Annotated in this window: 14 protein-coding genes; 11 read left to right on the forward strand and 3 right to left on the reverse strand. The window is 57.8% G+C overall.

Annotated elements, in window-relative coordinates:
* Positions 1-237 precede the first annotated feature (237 nt).
* From I6L35_RS13420 to I6L35_RS13450, 7 genes are all read left to right on the forward strand, one after another.
* Complete coding sequence (locus I6L35_RS13420) at positions 238-873, forward strand: YchE family NAAT transporter (protein WP_005337678.1); 636 nt, start codon at positions 238-240, stop codon at positions 871-873.
* 279 nt (positions 874-1,152) lie between these two features.
* A complete protein-coding gene (locus tag I6L35_RS13425; RefSeq protein ID WP_216978442.1) occupies positions 1,153-2,772 on the forward strand; it encodes an ABC transporter substrate-binding protein in 1,620 nt (539 codons plus the stop codon).
* 98 nt (positions 2,773-2,870) lie between these two features.
* Positions 2,871-3,791, forward strand: coding sequence for an oligopeptide ABC transporter permease OppB (gene oppB, locus I6L35_RS13430; RefSeq protein ID WP_069555437.1), 921 nt, complete (start codon positions 2,871-2,873; stop codon positions 3,789-3,791).
* 14 nt (positions 3,792-3,805) lie between these two features.
* Positions 3,806-4,717, forward strand: a complete 912-nt coding sequence (gene oppC / locus I6L35_RS13435) for an oligopeptide ABC transporter permease OppC (protein WP_139407229.1) — start codon at positions 3,806-3,808, stop codon at positions 4,715-4,717.
* Between the two features lie 54 nt (positions 4,718-4,771).
* On the forward strand, positions 4,772-5,752 hold the full coding sequence (locus I6L35_RS13440) for an ABC transporter ATP-binding protein (RefSeq protein WP_216978443.1): 981 nt from the start codon (positions 4,772-4,774) through the stop codon (positions 5,750-5,752).
* On the forward strand, positions 5,753-6,748 hold the full coding sequence (gene oppF / locus I6L35_RS13445) for a murein tripeptide/oligopeptide ABC transporter ATP binding protein OppF (protein WP_005337666.1): 996 nt from the start codon (positions 5,753-5,755) through the stop codon (positions 6,746-6,748). It begins immediately after the preceding gene.
* Between the two features lie 303 nt (positions 6,749-7,051).
* Entirely contained in the window at positions 7,052-7,996 is a 945-nt protein-coding gene (locus tag I6L35_RS13450) for a TerC family protein (protein ID WP_005337664.1), read from the forward strand.
* 64 nt (positions 7,997-8,060) lie between these two features.
* Here the strand turns inward: I6L35_RS13450 and alr are convergent, their stop codons facing one another.
* Entirely contained in the window at positions 8,061-9,287 is a 1,227-nt protein-coding gene (alr, locus tag I6L35_RS13455) for an alanine racemase (RefSeq protein WP_103422279.1), read from the reverse strand.
* A gap of 173 nt (positions 9,288-9,460) precedes the next feature.
* On the opposite strand from alr, the gene I6L35_RS13460 reads away from it, so the two are divergent.
* On the forward strand, positions 9,461-9,910 hold the full coding sequence (locus I6L35_RS13460) for an isoprenylcysteine carboxylmethyltransferase family protein (protein ID WP_100646207.1): 450 nt from the start codon (positions 9,461-9,463) through the stop codon (positions 9,908-9,910).
* 94 nt (positions 9,911-10,004) lie between these two features.
* Here the strand turns inward: I6L35_RS13460 and tapW are convergent, their stop codons facing one another.
* Positions 10,005-11,144 (reverse strand): type IVa pilus ATPase TapW, encoded by a 1,140-nt coding sequence (gene tapW / locus I6L35_RS13465; protein WP_216978444.1) that lies wholly within the window; start codon positions 11,142-11,144, stop codon positions 10,005-10,007.
* A gap of 59 nt (positions 11,145-11,203) precedes the next feature.
* Positions 11,204-11,560 (reverse strand): DMT family protein, encoded by a 357-nt coding sequence (locus tag I6L35_RS13470; protein WP_005353120.1) that lies wholly within the window; start codon positions 11,558-11,560, stop codon positions 11,204-11,206.
* 112 nt (positions 11,561-11,672) lie between these two features.
* Between I6L35_RS13470 and I6L35_RS13475 the strand changes: the two genes are divergently transcribed.
* The 3 genes from I6L35_RS13475 (at position 11,673) to I6L35_RS13485 (ending at position 14,372) form a co-directional block, all read left to right on the forward strand.
* Positions 11,673-12,404, forward strand: coding sequence for an ABC transporter substrate-binding protein (locus tag I6L35_RS13475; protein WP_216961916.1), 732 nt, complete (start codon positions 11,673-11,675; stop codon positions 12,402-12,404).
* Between the two features lie 97 nt (positions 12,405-12,501).
* A complete protein-coding gene (gene btuC / locus I6L35_RS13480) occupies positions 12,502-13,509 on the forward strand; it encodes a vitamin B12 ABC transporter permease BtuC (RefSeq protein WP_216961918.1) in 1,008 nt (335 codons plus the stop codon).
* 65 nt (positions 13,510-13,574) lie between these two features.
* Entirely contained in the window at positions 13,575-14,372 is a 798-nt protein-coding gene (locus I6L35_RS13485) for an ATP-binding cassette domain-containing protein (RefSeq protein WP_216963807.1), read from the forward strand.
* Positions 14,373-14,380 lie beyond the last annotated feature (8 nt).

A 14,380-nucleotide genomic window follows, 5' to 3' on the forward strand; every position in this document is an offset into this window, starting at 1 on the left:
GACTCTCTGGTCATGATTAAGTAGACTTGCACTCACTTTTCTAACGCGTGTCGGGCGGTAGAAAGGGCTTTTGGCATCGGTTTATGCCAGTTAGCGTGGATGCATTAGATGAACTAACTAAAAAACCCTCAAAATGGTGAGATTATTTGATTGGTGCCCGCTCTGGCTATGATGTAAATTTACGCACGAAATTAATGGACTGGCCCGCTGGGCCCGAAACTCTATTGGAAGGCGCCTATGGCAGCAATTGACGTCTCGTTGTATCTGAAGTTTTTTGTCGGTTTGTTCGCAATCATTAACCCGCTTGGTCTGCTGCCAGTCTTTGTCAGCCTGACCAGCCACCATACCCAGGCCGAGCGGATGAAAACCAACACCACCGCCAATATCGCGGTGATGGTGATCTTGCTGGTCTCCATGTATATGGGGCAACTGATCCTCGATGGGTTTGGTATTTCGCTGGCGTCGTTCCGGATCGCCGGTGGGTCGCTGATTACCCTGATTGCCTGGTCAATGCTGCAGGGCAAGCTGGGCGAGGTGAAGCACAACAAACAGGAGAAGGGTGAACTGGCGGTGCGCGAGTCTATCGCCGTGGTTCCGCTGGCACTTCCATTGATGGCAGGCCCCGGTGCCATTTCCTCGGTGATTGTCTATGCCAGCCAGAGCCACTGGCAGCAACTGCTTGGCATGTCAGTGGTTGTCGTGGTCTTCTCCTTCTGCTCCTGGCTTATCTTCCGCGCCGCACCGCTGCTGTTCAAGATCATGGGTAACACCGGTATCAACGTGGTGACCCGTATCATGGGCCTTATCATGATGTCGCTGGGTATCGAGATCATGGTGGCCGGTATCAAGGGCGTTTTCCCCAGTCTGATGTGAGCCAGCTCCACTTTATGAAAGCCGGTCCTCGTGACCGGCTTTTTATTGGTTGCTTTTTACCCTGTCTTTTCTAGAATCGGTCGTTTGTGTGAAAAATGAGCGAGTTGCTGGTGTTTTAATACTGAAAAAACGCACATTAGCTGATTTTTTAACCAGGAAATGACAGTTACCCTAACAATATCTGTTGCATTATCAGAATTGGCAGGGAATTATGCTGGGAGCGGGTTTTATCACCGTCACTTTAAAAAACGCATGGAATGTTCTTGTTGGAGTAGGGAAATGACTCATAAAAAAACAATGATTAACACATTGCTGATGGCTGCACTGTTTGGTGGCGTCAATGTGGCTCAGGCTGCCGATGTCCCGGCGGGAACCAAGCTGGCGGATGTCCAGCAGTTGGTAAAAGGCAACGGTTCCGAGCCTGCGACCTTGGACCCACAGAAAGTTGAAGGAACGCCTGAGTCTGCAATTTTGCGCGACCTGTTTGAAGGTCTCGTGACATCCGGTTCGAAAGGGGAAGTTGTTCCTGGTGTCGCAGAGTCTTGGGAAACCAAGGATAACAAGCACTACGTCTTCCACCTGCGCAAAGATGCCAAGTGGTCCAACGGTGAACCGGTCACCGCACATGACTTTGTATATGCTTTCCAACGTGCAGTTGACCCCAAGACAGCCTCTCCTTACTCCTGGTATCTGGAGATGCCAACTATTGCCAATGCTACAGAGATCATTGCTGGCAAGAAGCCGGCTGATACGCTGGGTGTGAAGGCGACCGACGACTACACCTTCGAAGTTCAGCTCGAGAAGGCCATCCCTTATTTCGTAACCATGCTCTCTCATACCACCACTTATCCGGTACCGAAGAAGGTGATCGAGAAGTATGGTGAAAAATGGACCCAGCCGGGCAATATGGTAGGTAATGGTGCCTACGTATTGAAGGAGTGGGTTGTTAATGAGCGAATTGGTTTGGAGCGTAATAAAAACTATTGGAATGATGCGAAAACGGTGATCAACAAGGTTACCTATCTTCCGATCCAGTCCACCAACGCGGAGCTAAATCGCTTTTTGGCTGGTGAGATCGACATGACATGGAATGTGCCGATCGAACGCTTTAAGCAGTTGAAGAAAGATTATCCCGCGGATCTGAAGGTTGAAGGTCTGGTTTCTACTTATTACTACCAGTTCAACATCAAGAAAAAGCCGTTTGATGACGTGCGAGTGCGAACTGCTCTCTCTTATGCGGTCAATCGTGACGTGATTGCAGATAAAGTCATGGGACAAGGGCAAAAACCCGCATATGGGTTGACGCCTGACTATGTTGATGGTTTTAAACCGGTTGCTCCGGAGTGGTCAAAAATGACCCAGGCTGAACGTGACGCCAAGGCCAAGGCGCTGCTTGAAGAGGCAGGTTTCGATGCCAGCAAGCCGCTGAAGTTCGAGCTGCTCTACAACACCGATGACAACCACAAGAAAGTAGCTGTGGCCGTTGCCTCCATGTGGAAAAAACTGGGGGCAGAGGTCAGCTTGGTGAACCAGGAGTGGAAAACTTACCTCGAAACCAAGAAGCAGGGACAGTTTGACGTGGGTCGTGCCGGCTGGAGCGCCGACTACAATGAAGCCTCATCCATGCTGGATCTGATGCAGACCACTCACGGCAACAACGATGGCAAGTACTCCAATCCGGTGTTTGACAAGTTGATGACCGATTCTCGTGATCAGGTCGATGCGGACGCTCGCAACAAGCTCTATGTCCAGGCGGAAGAGATCCTGGCCAAGGACATGCCGATCATCCCGATATACCAATATGTTCAACCTCGGATGGTCAAAGCTTATGTTGGGGGTTACCCAAGCAACCCGCTGGATAACCTCTACAGCAAAGATATGTACATCATTGCTCACTGATTTAAAGCAACAAGTCGCATAACAAGCAGGGCCCGCCGGACGGCGGGCCTTTATTACAACCGCGACCATTTGGAAGCAGTACAGGACAGGAAATGTCTATGTTGAAATTCATTTTTAAACGGCTATTGGAAGCGATCCCGACTCTGCTGGTCTTGATCACTGTCTCTTTCTTCATGATGCGTTTCGCCCCGGGTAACCCCTTTACCAGCGAACGTTCACTCCCCCCTGAAGTGATGGCTAACATCGAAGCCAAATATGGTCTCGACAAACCCATTGGCATGCAATATCTCACTTACCTAGGCAACCTGGTGCAGGGTGATTTGGGCCCCTCTTTCAAATACAAGGATTTCACCGTCAATGATCTGGTGAGTCAGGCGCTGCCTGTTTCCGCCAAGATCGGGACCACGGCCTTCTTCTTCGCCGTATTGCTGGGGGTCACCTTCGGCACCATAGCGGCCCTGAAACAGAACACCATTATCGACTATCTGCTGATGTCGTCGGCCATGGCCGGGGTGGTGATCCCGGGCTTTGTGCTGGCGCCCTTGCTGGTGCTCTTTTTCAGTATTCATCTGGGTTGGTTCCCTGCCGGTGGATGGCAGGGTGGTGGCATCCAGTTTATGGTGCTGCCGGTGTTCGGCATGATGATGTACTACATCTCCGCCATCTCGCGGATCATGCGGGGCAGCATGATCGAGACCATGAACTCCAACTTCATCCGGACCGCTCGTGCCAAGGGCTTGCCGCTGCGCCACATCATCCTGAAACACGCGCTGCGTCCGGCCATGCTGCCGGTGGTCTCATATCTGGGCCCGGCCTTTGTCGGCATCATCACAGGTTCGGTGGTGATCGAGACCATCTTCGGTCTGCCGGGGATCGGTCAGCTGTTCGTCAACGGTGCCCTTAACCGTGATTACTCCATGGTGCTCGGTCTGACTATTCTGGTCGGCGCCCTTACCATCACCTTTAACGCTGTGGTCGATATTCTCTACGCCTTTATCGATCCCAAGATCCGTTACTAATTCGGGAGTTCATCATGGTTGTTTCAACTGAAAAACGCGATGCCGTCGAGGCGTTCGCGCAAAAGGTCGAGGTGGTGGAGGGGCGCTCCCTGTGGAAGGATGCCCGTCGCCGTTTCCTGCGCAACAAGGCGGCCCTGACCAGCCTGATCATTCTGACCATCATCGGTCTGGCGGTCATCTTTGGCCCCCATCTGTCCCAATACACCTTTGACGATCCGGACTGGGGCGCCATGCAGTCGCCGCCCGATATGGAAGCGGGTCACTACTTCGGTACCGACAGCCTGGGGCGCGATCTGTTCGTGCGCACTCTGCTGGGTGGCCGGATTTCCCTGATGGTCGGCATCATGGGGGCCATGGTGGCGGTCATCATCGGCACTCTGTATGGCGCTGCCTCCGGCTTTATCGGCGGGCGGGTCGACAGCCTGATGATGCGGGTCCTTGAGATCCTCAACGCCTTCCCCTTCATGTTCTTCGTGATCATGCTGGTGACCTTCTTCGGCCGCAACCTGGCGCTCATTTTCATCGCCATCGGCGCGGTTAGCTGGCTCGACATGGCGCGGATCGTGCGAGGCCAGACCCTCAGCCTCAAGAGCAAGGAGTTTATCGAGGCGGCTCACGTCTGCGGCGTCTCCAAGTGGAAGATCATCACCCGTCACATCGTACCCAACGTGCTGGGGATCGTGGCGGTCTACGCCACCCTGCTGGTGCCCGGGATGATCATGTTCGAATCCTTCCTGAGCTTCCTTGGCCTGGGCGTGCAAGAGCCCATGACCAGCTGGGGTGCTTTGCTGGATGAAGGCTCCAAGTCGATGGAAGTGGCCATCTGGCAACTGCTGTTCCCCGCCGGTTTCATGGTGGTGACCCTGTTTTGCTTCAACTTCCTCGGGGATGGTCTGCGTGACGCCCTCGATCCGAAAGATCGTTAATAGCGCCTCGGATCGACAGGAAAACGTCACGAAAGATCGAGAAGGAGTTTTTATATGAAGTTACTGGATGTGAAAGATCTGCGGGTCGAGTTCAAGACCCCGGACGGCAATGTGGTGGCGGTCAACGACCTCAACTTCTCCCTCGCTGCGGGTGAAACCCTGGGGATCGTCGGCGAGTCCGGCTCCGGCAAATCCCAGACGGCCTTTGCCATCATGGGGCTGCTGGCCAAAAATGGCATTATTACCGGTTCCGCCAAGTTTCAGGGGGAGGAGATCCTCAACCTGCCGGAGTCCAAGCTCAACAAGATCCGCTCCGAGAAGATCGCCATGATCTTCCAGGACCCCATGACCTCGCTCAACCCCTACATGAAGGTGCAGGATCAGCTGATGGAAGTGCTGATGCTGCACAAAGGGGTGAGCAAGGCGGAAGCGTTCGAAGAGTCGGTACGGATGCTTGATGCGGTGAAGATCCCCGAAGCACGCAAGCGGATGGGGATGTATCCCCACGAGTTTTCCGGCGGCATGCGCCAGCGGGTGATGATCGCCATGGCGCTGCTCTGCCGGCCGCAACTGCTGATCGCCGACGAACCGACTACCGCACTCGACGTGACCGTACAGGCCCAGATCATGACTCTGATGAACGAGCTCAAGCGCGAGTTCAACACCGCCATCATCATGATCACCCATGACCTTGGCGTGGTCGCCGGTATCTGCAACAAGGTGCTGGTGATGTATGCCGGTCGTACCATGGAGTACGGCAAGGTAGACGATATCTTCTATCGCCCGAGCCACCCCTACACCGAAGGCCTGCTGCGCGCCATTCCCCGCCTCGATACCGAAGGGGAAGTGCTGCCCACCATCCCGGGCAATCCGCCCAACTTGCTGCGTCTGCCCACCGGTTGCCCCTTCCAGGAGCGTTGCCACCGGGTCAGCGAGATTTGCGGCCAGCAGTCACCGATCCTGACCCCGTTCAACGATGGTCGGGAGCGTGCTTGCCACTGGGTTTCGGATGCCATGAACAAGGGGGCCAACTAAATGGGTGCCGACAAAAAATTGCTGTTGGAAGTGTCTGATCTCAAGGTCCACTTCAGTATCAAGAGTGGCAAGGCGTGGCCCTGGGCCAAACCGTCCGATCTCAAGGCGGTCGATGGCGTGACCTTGCGTCTCTATGAGGGTGAAACCCTCGGTGTGGTGGGGGAGTCCGGTTGCGGCAAATCGACCTTTGCCCGCGCCATCATCGGTCTGGTACCGGCCACCGATGGCAAGGTGGTGTGGCTGGGTGACGATCTCACCAAGCTCGATCAGAATGCCCTGCGCGAGAAGCGTAAAGAGATCCAGATGATCTTCCAGGACCCGCTGGCTTCTCTGAACCCGCGCATGACCATCGGCGACATCATCGCCGAGCCGCTCATCACCTTCTATCCCAACCTGCCACGGGAAGAGGTGAAAGAGAAGGTGCGCGCCATGATGAGCAAGGTGGGGTTGTTGCCCAACCTGGTCAACCGCTATCCGCACGAGTTCTCCGGTGGCCAGTGCCAGCGGATCGGGATTGCCCGGGCGCTGATCCTCGAGCCCAAGATGATCATCTGCGACGAGCCGGTGTCGGCGCTCGACGTCTCCATTCAGGCGCAGGTGGTTAACCTGCTCAAATCCCTGCAAAAGGAGATGGGGCTGTCGCTTATCTTCATCGCCCACGACCTGTCGGTGGTCAAGCATATCTCCGATCGGGTGCTGGTGATGTATCTGGGCAACGCCGTTGAGCTGGGGACTCGCAAGGAGATCTTCGCCAACCCGTTGCACCCCTATACCAAGGCGCTGATGTCAGCGGTGCCGATCCCGGACCCTGAGCTGGAGCGCAACAAGGTGATCCAGATCCTGGAGGGCGACTTGCCCTCACCGATGAACCCGCCGTCCGGTTGCGTGTTCCGCACCCGCTGCCCGGTGGCTGGCCCCGAGTGCGCCAAGACCCGTCCTGTGCTTGAGGGGAACTTTGATCACGCGGTCTCCTGCCTCAAGGTCGACCCGCTCTGATGGGGATGTGTTGAATCTGTTTGCGGGGCTCCTTGATGGGGCCCCGATTTATTTCTGGCGGTAGTGAAGATGCCTCTTGGCGTTATCTTTTACCGCTGCTACTATCCGCGCAACAAGGGGAGTAACTTCTCGCCGGTTTGTCGTCATTACGGTGCACCCATTTCCTGCAGTGCACCCGGCAGCCGGGCAGTCGATGCAAATCAGCTGTAAGTGAGACCTTGCCGAGAGGCAAGGTGTATCTGCTCCAAACGCAAACCCACTGCCTCTCGGTCGTGGGTTTTGTCGTTTTTGGGAGAAGTGAAAATGGGTGAATGGTGGATGTGGACCGGTTTCTTCAGCATAGTGTTGGTCCTGTTATGGATAGACATACGCTTTGTCGGTGGCGGCAAGTCACACAAGGTGTCCCTCAAAGAGGCGGGTGTCTGGTCCCTCATCTGGGTCAGCGTGGCGCTGCTCTTCAACCTAGCCATCTGGCTCTGGCTCGATCACAGCGCGGGCCGTGAGATTGCCAACCAGAAGGGGCTGGAGTTCCTTACCGGCTACCTCATCGAGAAAGCGCTGGCAGTGGACAACGTATTCGTCTGGCTGATGCTGTTCGGTTACTTTGCCATTCCGGCCGAGCTGCAGCGCCGGGTGCTGCTCTATGGAGTACTGGGTGCCATCGTGATGCGTGCCGGTATGGTGTTCGCGGGTAGCTGGCTCATCGAGCAGTTCCACTGGATCCTCTATCTGTTCGGCGCTTTCCTGCTGCTGACCGGTGCCAAGATGCTGTGGGCGGCCGACAAGGAGCCGGACTTGGCCAACAATCCGCTGCTAGGCTGGATGCGCCGTCGTTTCAAGGTGACCGAGACCCTGGAAGGGGAGAAGTTCTTCGTCTGGCGTGACGGTGTGCGCTATGCCACCCCGCTGCTGCTCATTCTGGTGTTGGTGGAGGTGAGCGATCTCATCTTCGCGGTGGACAGTATCCCGGCCATCTTCGCGGTGACCACGGATCCCTTCATCGTGCTGACCTCCAACATCTTCGCCATCATGGGTCTGCGCGCCATGTACTTCCTACTGGCGGGTGTGGCTGATCGCTTCGCCCTGCTCAAATACGGTCTGGCGCTGATCCTGATGTTTATCGGGGTCAAGATGCTGCTGCTGGATATCTTCAAGATCCCGACCGGCATAGCACTGGGCGTAGTCGCGTTGATCCTGCTGGCATCCATGGGGCTGAGTCTGTTTGTGACCCGTAAAAAGGCCGCTTAAACGCAACATTATTTAATACCAAACAACAAGGGCTCCCGCGGGAGCCCTTTTTCATATCGCGTGATCAGCGTTTGATCTTTTTGGGGTTGGTGTAGCCCCAGATGGTGTACATGTCCGCCAGCAGGGCGCCGTTGTACTCCTCCAGATCCGCCTGTTTCACTTCGGCGTCACCCTGACGGCCAAACAGCACCACCTCGTCACCGGGTTTCACACCCTTCAGGTCGGTCACGTCCACCATGATGGTGTTCATGGAGGTCTTGCCGACCACCGGTACCTTCTGACCCTGGATCAGCACATAGGCTTTGTTGCTGAGGGCGCGGCGATAGCCATCGGAGTAGCCCAGCGGCAGGTTGGCGAGCCAGGAGTCACGCTTGAGAGTAAAGGTGCGGTCATAACCGACGGTGTTACCCGCTGCATAGTGGTTGACCGAGGCGACCTGGGTCTTGAATGCCATCACCCGCTTGTATTCGGTGTGGGAGGGGATGGAGTCACCGTAGAGCAGGCCGCCCGGGCGCACCATGTCGAAGTAGGCGTCCGGCACGGCCAGAGTGGCGAAGGAGTTGGCGGCGTGGATGGTGATCTTGCTGCGATCCAGCTTGCCCGCTTCCAGCAGCCACTGGGAGTCCAGTTTGAACTGGGCCAGTCCCATCTTGACGTCCTCTTTCTCCTCAACCGGGAAGTGGGTCATGATGCCGACCGGGGTGATCCCCTTTAGCTTGAGCATGGCCAGCGCATCCTGCTTGGCATCGGCCAGACGCAGGTCGATGCCGTTGCGGCTCATGCCGGCGGAGTTGAGTGCAATATGCACCGGAATGGTGGTGTGGTGGCGCTGGGCGATATCGGCGATACCCTGGGCACTGACCAGACTGCCGATCAGCTCCTCCATCTTGTAGGGCAGGGCCTGCTCTACTTCATCCGGGGTGGCAGCACGCACCCGCATCAGACGGCCGGTGAAGCCCTTCTCGCGGGCGACGCGCGCCTCTTCGTTGCTGGCGATGCCGATGCAGGGGATATTTGCCTTGACCACGGAGGGGACCAGCAGGTCGATGCCATGACCGTAAGCGTCGGCCTTCATGATGGCGCAGATCTGCGGGCCCTTGTCGCCGAGGCGATCCTTGAGGGTCTGGATATTGTGTTCAAAGGCGCCCAGATCCACTTCCAACCAGGCGTTGCTGGCGGTTTGCTCCTGGCCGTTGCGATGATCCGTCGCAAGGGGCAGATAGGGAGCCGCAACGGCTTGGCCCGCGAGCAGGCCGAAGATCAGGGTAGCCAGCAGAGTTTTCTTGTGCATGGTGATTCCTTTTTGTTGTTCGCGTTGGATAGTTTGGACGGGGTCGGCCACATTGGTGGTGGTTTAACCACAACTTGTTGTTATTATTATGATCTTTGTCACTCTCAACAGGCGCTGACTGGTTGGGAGTCTACCGCAACACGGGTTCGGCCGACACTCGTCAGGGGAAGAAAATGGTCAATCTTGAGTTACGTTTGCCACCCCCACTGATTTTCCTGTTTTGCGTGGGACTCATGTGGTGGCTGAGATCGGAGAGCCAGCCCGGCACTTGGGTGATGGCGCTGACGGCTGCGCTGATCGTGGTGGGGGCTATCATGGGTTTTGGTGCCCTGCAACGGTTTCGCCACCACCAGACCACGGTCAGCCCCACCCGACCCCAGCACACCAGCCATCTGGTGACCTGTGGCGTCTATCGCTTCAGCCGTAATCCCATGTATTTGGGATTGCTCTGCTGGCTGGCCGCCTGGGGCTGTTATCTCGGTAGTATATGGGTCTGGGTTGGGCCGATCGTGCTGGTGGCCTGGCTGACACGCTTCCAGATCATGCCGGAGGAGCGGCTGCTGCGCGCCCGTTTCGGCGACGAGTATGTGGCGTATTGCCAACGCGTTCGCCGTTGGTGCTGAATGGCAGTGACCTGTGTGAGCTGAGGGATAAGTCGGGCTAGCCGTACGGGGTAAAGAGAACCTCGGGCTGGCCCGAGGTTCTAGAGGGACAGGTTTAGAAAAAATCGTCTTTCTCGTCCTTGGTGGGTTCGAGACTCCAGCCGGTGGCATCACTGCTGCTGGCGATCTGCCCCTTCTCCTTCCACAGTTTGATCTTGAGACGCAGGTTGTTGGCAGAATCGGCGTTCTTCACGGCCTCCTCCTCGTCGATCACGCCTTCTACCACCAGATCAAACAGGGCACTGTCGAAGGTGACCATGCCGAGGGCTTTGGATTTTTCCATCACCTCTTTGAGGCCGCCAAATTCACCGCGCTTGATCATGTCGCGGATGGTGTGGGTGCCGAGCATGATCTCCACTGCGGCCCGGCGGCCGCCATCGGTGGTTTTCACCAGTCGCTGGGAGACAAAGGCCTTGAGGTTGTTGCCAAGGTCGTTGAGCAGCTGGGGGCGGCGCTCCTCGGGGAAGAAGTTGATGATGCGATCCAGCGCCTGGTTGGCGTTGTTGGCGTGCAGGGTGGAGATTGCAAGGTGGCCGGTTTCGGAGAAGGCCAGCGCATGTTCCATGGTCTCGCGATCACGGATCTCGCCGATAAGAATGACGTCTGGCGCCTGACGCAGGGTGTTTTTCAGGGCCGCATGGAAGCTGCGGGTATCCACGCCCACTTCCCGCTGGTTGATGATGCTCTTGCGATGGCGATGCACGAACTCCACCGGATCCTCGATGGTGATGATGTGGCCGCCGCTGTTGCGGTTGCGATGGTCGATGAGGGCCGCGAGCGAGGTGGACTTGCCCGAGCCGGTACCGCCGACAAACAGCACCAGGCCACGTTTCTCCATGATGGTGTCGAGCAGCACAGGCGGGAGTTTGAGATCTTCAAAGCGGGGGATGTCGGTCTTGATGTTGCGCGCCACCAGAGAGACTTCGTTGCGCTGCTTGAAGATGTTGACCCGAAAGCGGCCGATCTGGGGCAGGGAGATGGCGAGGTTCATCTCCAACTCCTTCTCGAACTGCTGCTTCTGCTCGCCATCCATGATCTCGGCGGCGATCCGCGCCACTTCACCCGGTTCCAGCGGCGTTTCGTTGAGGGGGCGCAGGCCGCCGTTAAATTTGGCGCAGGGGGGCGCGCCGGTCGACAGATAGAGGTCTGAGCCATCCTGCTTGGCCAGGATCTGTAACATGTCTCGCAATTCCATTTTTTTTGCCTCGTCGATCAATGAGATGCCATGAGCGGGATGATATTGAGTGTACAGCCTCAGGCGCCGGTCAGTTTCTCGCGAAAGACAAAAAAGACCGCACCGAGAATGCAGAGCCCTGCCCAGAGATAGTCCCATTTCAGATCTTCCTTGAGATAGAAGATAGAGAAGGGGACGAATACGGTGAGTGTGATCACTTCTTGCAGGATTTTAAGTTGGCCCACGCTCATCACCGTATGGCCGATGCGGTTGGCAGGCACTTGCAGCAGGTATTCGAACAGGGCGATACCCCAGCTCACCAGGGCGGCAATGATCCAGGGTTTATGGTTCATGCTCTTGAGGTGAGCGTACCAGGCGAAGGTCATAAAGACGTTGCTGCAGAGCAGCAGACCGATACTGGCGAAAATCGGGTTCATAGGGTTCTCCTTGAAAATCCGGCGCATTTTATCCCTGAACCACGGGTTTTCATACGTGGTGCGGGAGGGTATTTTTAACCAACAGGATAAGCCGTGCGAGGTATGCGACGGGATGGGCAAGTTATGCGGGATTGTGTTGTTACTGTTATTTGCCATGCCGGTGCGTGCGGCCCCGACGCTGACGGTGGCCACCGATCTGTGGCCGCCATTTCGCATCCTGCAAGCGGATGGCCGGTTGCAGGGGCTCGACATGGACATCCTGCGCCGGTTGCAACAGGCGAGCGGCATTGAGTTGCAGGTACGGCGGATGCCGTGGGGCAGGGCGCTCAAGCAGATGCAGACCGGTCAGGTCGATCTGATGATTGGACTCGCCTATACCGCCGAGCGGGCGCAGTTCATCGACTATCTGCAGCCTGCCTACTACCAGTGCAGGCCCGCGTTTTATGGTCAGCCGGTCAATGTGGCACGGATCCACCAATACCGCGATCTGCAGGGGGTGAAGGTGGGCTATGTGCTCAACTCCGCCTATTTTGAGCCCTTCAACAGTGACAGCCGCCTCGACAAGCACGGAGTACCCACCGAAGATCAGCTGCTGCGCATGGTGCAGCGCGGTCACCTGCCGCTGATGATTGGCACCGACTGTCAGGTTGACTATGCCCTGAGTCAGGGAAATGCCAGCCGGATAGGCAAGGCGGACTACCGCCCCGCCACGCCGGTAACCCTCTATCTGGGGATGAGCAAGCACTCACCTCACCAGTCGCTGCGCCAGCCCTTGCTGGTGGCGCTGCAAAATCTGGTGGCCAGCGGCGAGATAAGGGTGATGGCCAAGCGTTACCAGCCTTGACCTTGGGTGGCAAGCCACTGTTATCATGCCCTTTTCCTGCTTCTCCCCCGGCGCTGCGACAGGGCCGGGGGGAAGCCTTGTTATTCGGGGATCCTCTTTGTACCTCTCCCTTATCGCCCGCCAGCAGCGCTGGCAGCGGCGCTGGCTCTGTGGCCTGACGCTGCTGACCCTGCTGCTGTTTCTCTTCTCCCTCGTCTGGGGCAAGTTTGTGCTGCTGCCCTGGCAGCCCCTTGGCGATCTCGAACAGCGCATCCTGCTGGAGTTGCGCCTGCCGCGCGCCCTGCTGGCCCTCTTGGCTGGCGCAGCCCTTGCCTGTGGCGGCGCCGTATTGCAGGTGATGCTGCATAACCCGGTGGCCGAACCCGGGCTGCTTGGCGTTTCAAGCGGAGCAGGCCTTGCCGCCATGGTGGCGATGGCGGTGGCCAAATCCCTTGGCTTCTATCTGCCAGGCTGGGGGCTGTCGCTGGCGGCCTTCGGTGGCGCCCTGCTGGTGACCATGCTGCTCATTCGGCTGGCTCGCCGGGCACGCCTCGGCCATGCCCGCTTGCTGTTGTTTGGCGTTGCCATCGGTATTCTCACCAATGCCGCCATGACCTGGCTGATGTACTTTGCCGACGATGGCTCCTTGCGTGAATTCATGTTCTGGATGATGGGGAGCCTCTCTTACGGCAGCCAGCAGTTCGGCTGGTGGTGGCTGGTGCTGCCGCTTACCCTGGGCTGGCTCTGCTGGCAGGGCAAGGCGCTGCAACAGTTGTTGTTGGGGGAGACTCAGGCCCGCCTGATGGGGATGGATGTCGACAGGATGCGGGTGCGGTTGGTGCTGGCGGTCTGTCTGCTGACCGGTGTGGCGGTGTCGTTGTGTGGTGTCATCGGTTTTGTCGGGTTGGTGGTGCCCCATCTGCTGCGGCTCTGCGGTGGCAGCGATCAGCGCTTTCTGCTGCCTGCCTCGGCGCTTGGCGGCGGGGCCCTGCTGCTGGCGGCCGATCTGGTTGCTCGATCCACCCTGAGCGCGGGTGAGTTGCCTATCGGCGTCATCACCGCCTCGGTGGGGGCGCCGCTCTTTATCTACCTGCTATTGAGGCAAGCTGCCGATGGTGCTGCATGAATATCTGCATGATTTGGTCGGGGCGCGCAGTCTCCTTATTTACCCGTTGTTGAGGCAAGATGCCGATGTCACCCGCTGATCCCATGCCGGTTTCTTCTCGTGCTGCTGCGCCGCTGCTGGAGGCGCGCGCACTCGCCATTGCCGGACGGCTCTCTCCCCTGGATATCCGCTGGCATGGCGGCCAGCTGGTGGCGCTGCTTGGCCCCAATGGCAGTGGCAAGTCGACCCTGCTCGGGGCGCTGGCGGGGATTTTACCCGCCGATGGCACAGTGCTGCTGGGGGGGGAAGTGCTTACTGACCTGAGTTGGCCCGAGCTTGCCAAACGGCGTGCCATGCTGCCCCAGCGTCAGCCCCAGCTGTTTCATATTCCGGTGTTTCAGGTGTTGAGCCTGGGGCTCGATGAGACGGTTGCGCCCGCCAGACAGAACGAGGCGATCGTGGCTCTGTGCGAGGCACTGGAGCTGGAAGCCTTGCTGGCCCGGGACTTCAGCCGCTTGTCGGGCGGTGAGCAGCAGCGGGTGCTGATTGCCCGTACCCTGCTGCAGGTGTGGCAGAGCCTCAATCCGACCGGCAAGGTGCTGCTGCTGGACGAGCCGCTGGCGGGGCTCGACCTGCATCACCAGCTGGCGCTAGTGCGGTTGCTGAAAACCCTGGCTGGGCAGGGATTGCTGGTGGTGCTCGCCATCCACGATATCAATCTGGCCATCGACTGGGCCGACCGCATTCTCTGCCTGCAAGGGGGCGCGGTGGTGCGCGAAGGGGGTGTCGAGCTGGTGGATGAGGCGCTGCTGGAGCAGGTATTCCAGATCCGCACCGACCGCATCGAAGCGGCTGGCCGGGTGTGGTTTATGCCCAGTTTGTGAGAAACAAG

The organism is Aeromonas sp. FDAARGOS 1405 (genome assembly GCF_019048265.1).
GTDB classification, from domain to species: Bacteria; Pseudomonadota; Gammaproteobacteria; order Enterobacterales; family Aeromonadaceae; genus Aeromonas; species Aeromonas veronii_A.